4 protein-coding genes are annotated in these 3049 nt (G+C 46.5%); all 4 read left to right on the top strand.

From position 1 onward, the window contains the following. The first annotated feature begins 135 nt into the window (after positions 1 to 135). The 4 genes from HNQ81_RS17200 to HNQ81_RS17185 all read left to right on the top strand — a co-directional run bounded on the left by HNQ81_RS17200 (position 136) and on the right by HNQ81_RS17185 (position 2987). On the top strand, positions 136 to 573 hold the full coding sequence (locus tag HNQ81_RS17200; protein ID WP_183352651.1) for a LexA family protein: 438 nt from the start codon (positions 136 to 138) through the stop codon (positions 571 to 573). Then, the gene (locus tag HNQ81_RS17195) at positions 573 to 1865 is read left to right on the top strand and encodes a Y-family DNA polymerase (RefSeq protein ID WP_221270900.1); all 1293 of its coding nucleotides are present in this window, start codon (positions 573 to 575) and stop codon (positions 1863 to 1865) included. The genes HNQ81_RS17200 and HNQ81_RS17195 overlap by 1 nt, the downstream gene beginning before the upstream one ends. Before the next feature lie 188 nt (positions 1866 to 2053). Continuing rightward, positions 2054 to 2245 carry a hypothetical protein gene (locus HNQ81_RS17190; protein WP_183352649.1) on the top strand — a complete coding sequence of 64 codons (192 nt, stop codon included), beginning with the start codon at positions 2054 to 2056 and terminating at the stop codon, positions 2243 to 2245. Beyond that, a complete protein-coding gene (locus HNQ81_RS17185; RefSeq protein WP_183352647.1) occupies positions 2229 to 2987 on the top strand; it encodes an SDH family Clp fold serine proteinase in 759 nt (252 codons plus the stop codon). The genes HNQ81_RS17190 and HNQ81_RS17185 overlap by 17 nt, the downstream gene beginning before the upstream one ends. The last annotated feature ends 62 nt before the right edge of the window (positions 2988 to 3049 follow it).

Genomic DNA, 3049 nt, shown 5'->3' with positions numbered 1-3049 from the left:
TTGTTCTGAGAGAGTACCTTACCATGGTTGGTAGGACAGATAGAGTCCCATCACGGATAAATCTGTCGAGGCTGAGTTTCAGTGGTAATCAGATATCAGATTATATTTTTCGGCATCTGTGATATCGTGGCCATCATGAAAACAGATTCTTCCATCGCCGATATTTTTGCAGTCGATCAGAAAACCCATGTTGCCCGCCCACTATTTACATGCGGTGTATCTGCTGGCTTCCCATCGCCGGCTGAAGATCACATCGACCGAAAGCTCGACCTGAACGAACTCCTTATCCCACACCCGACATCGACATTCTTTGTGCGGGTCGCGGGTGACTCGATGACCAATGCAGGGATCAACAACGGTGATATCCTCGTCGTCGATCGATCCATTGAAGCAACCAGTGGTAAAATCATTATCGCCATCGTCAACGGTGAACTGACAGTCAAAAGGCTTATACAAAATCATACTTCCTGTCGGTTGGTTGCCGAGAACTCTGACTACCCATCCCTTGAGATCACTGAAGAAACCGATTTCCGTGTCTGGGGTGTGGTCACCAGTGTCATCCATCAGTTCTAATGTTTCCCACGATCAGGAAAGTCTTCGCGCTGGTTGACTGCAACAACTTCTATGCTTCATGTGAGAGGTTGTTCCGACCAGAGTTGGAAGGAAAGCCTGTAGTCGTTCTCTCAAATAACGACGGCTGCATCGTCGCCCGGTCAAACGAAGCAAAAGCCCTTGGGATTCCCATGGGTGCTCCTTTTTTCAAGATGAAATATTTGATTGAGAAACATGGCGTCCACGTTTTCTCCTCAAACTATGCCTTGTATGGGGATCTGTCACACCGAGTCATGGAGGTACTGCGACAGATGGAATGCAATGTCGAGGTATACTCAATCGATGAGGCATTCCTATCGCTGCCGGTGAATAAAGTATGGGACCGGCTTGAATATGTAGCTGAACTGCGAGAGAGAGTACGTAAACATGTGGGTATCCCTGTTTCCATCGGCATTGCCACGACAAAGACACTGGCAAAGATTGCAAACAGGGTCGCGAAGAAGAATCCTCAATACCAAGGTGTCTTCGATCTCGTCGGTAACATTCAGATGAACCAGATACTGCAAGGGATCGATGTCGGCGATGTATGGGGTATCGGCCGTAGATCTGTTGAGAAGCTGATCGGGCGTGGCATCTACACCGCGTATGATCTAAAACATGCAGATGAGACGTGGATCCGGAAGCATCTGACCGTTGTAGGTGCGCGAACTGTGATGGAACTCAACGAGGTTCCATGCATTTCGCTGGAGAAAGCTCCTCCATGTCCGAAGTCGATTGTAACATCCCGGACATTCAGTCATCCGATCACTGACATTGAGAACCTACGGGAGGCCGTTATCAGCTTTGTTTCGATAGCCGCCGAGAAGCTCAGAAAACAAGGTGTCGAAGCTGACAATCTGAACTTGTATATCACGACCGGACCGTTTGATGAGCAGTCGTACTATTCCAACAATCAGACAATTACTCTCCCAAGACCGACGGCATCCACGCCCGATCTCATCGCAGCAGCGATGCGGTGCCTCAAATCTATATATCGTCCAGGATACCGATATCGGAAGGCCGGTGTGATGCTCGCAGGTATCGTGAAACAGGGATACAGGCAGCAGGATTTGTTCTCACCGCTGGTTACTGCGAAAGAAGATCAACCGCTTATGGCGGCATTGGACAAGATCAACGGCAAATGGGGCCGACATACCATTCAGTATGGTATGACAACAGCAGAGGGAAAGCCCTGGTCAATGCAACAGGCTCGGAAATCTCCAGCCTATACGACCAATTGGCATGAATTGCCTGTAGTAAAGACTGAAAGGTAGTCAAGATTCAGGGGAAATATGTTGACTTTGGAAGAAAATCGATCAAGGTCATTCAAAATGAAACCATCTTGTCCTTCGGCCGGCAAGTTATTTCACCGTTGTGTGTAAAAAAAGACGTTTGAATAAATGAGGTGTCTTTGTGATTCATTCGTCAGAAATATGGGACTGTATTTATCAGGTGACACGTAATGAATGAAATAGAAGAACGATATAAAAAATTTGCTCTTGATGAAAATATGAGAGAGAAATTCAGCCAGTCTTCCGTTGAGGTTCAGGAAAAGTATAGCATGGACACTTCATTGGTCATTACAACCGTTGTGATCGGCAATTCTGGAAAAACAACCACTATCAAGGAGGCGGACGATGCCAAACTGGTCTAATTTGCTAAAGGAGATAAATCAGCTCGGCAGTCCTTACGACATTCTTAGAAGAAAATATGTCGCATCATTGGCTAAATACACAGGAAGAAACGTTATCTGCTATTACAGTGGATGGCTACAAAAGCCAGAAATGGGTGTCGCCAATGCAGTAAACGATAACGACAAAAATGGCCTCATGACCACTATCAATAAACTTCAAGTTTCAAAAGGACTAGACCTGGTTCTCCATACGCCTGGCGGTGATACGGCGGCAACAGAATCAATTGTTGATTATCTATGGCAAAAATTCCAAGGAGATGTTCGTTGTTTCGTGCCGCAAATGGCAATGTCGGCAGGGACGATGATCGCCTGCTCGTGCAAAGAAATCTGGATGGGTAAGCAATCTTCACTTGGTCCTGTGGATCCTCAATTCGGTGGAGTACCTGCGCACGGCGTGATTGAAGAATTTACTAGGGCGTACAACGAGATTGTGAACGACCCGCGAACAATCCCTATTTGGCAGCCTGTAATCGCAAAATATGGTCCTGCATTTATTGGGGAATGCGAAAAAGCGGTCAAATGGTCCACATCATTGGTTATCGAGTGGCTAGGCCGCAATATGTTCTCAGGTAATGCAGATAAGGATGCAATTATTGCGAAAATTGAAAAAGAACTAATTGACCACTCTGTCAGCTTTGCACATAACCGTCACCTTTCAAACACAAAATGCAATCTGATTACCATCGAACTTCAGCCAGCTTGAGCAGGCGCTGCGGGACCGGCTGAGTTTGTAAGGCTATATAGGTTAACCGATCAACCATTGTA

The sequence above is a fragment of the Desulfoprunum benzoelyticum genome, assembly GCF_014201505.1.
GTDB classification, from domain to species: Bacteria; Desulfobacterota; Desulfobulbia; order Desulfobulbales; family Desulfocapsaceae; genus Desulfoprunum; species Desulfoprunum benzoelyticum.
This window is presented reverse-complemented; position numbering and strand designations above follow the sequence as displayed.

Excerpts from the sequence above, each read along its gene's own strand:
- HNQ81_RS17185 (WP_183352647.1), top strand. The coding sequence starts at position 2,229 with ATGCCAAACTGGTCTAATTTGCTAAAGGAGATAAATCAGCTCGGCAGT.
- HNQ81_RS17200 (WP_183352651.1), top strand. The coding sequence starts at position 136 with ATGAAAACAGATTCTTCCATCGCCGATATTTTTGCAGTCGATCAGAAA.
- HNQ81_RS17195 (WP_221270900.1), top strand. The coding sequence starts at position 573 with ATGTTTCCCACGATCAGGAAAGTCTTCGCGCTGGTTGACTGCAACAAC.
- HNQ81_RS17190 (WP_183352649.1), top strand. The coding sequence starts at position 2,054 with ATGAATGAAATAGAAGAACGATATAAAAAATTTGCTCTTGATGAAAAT.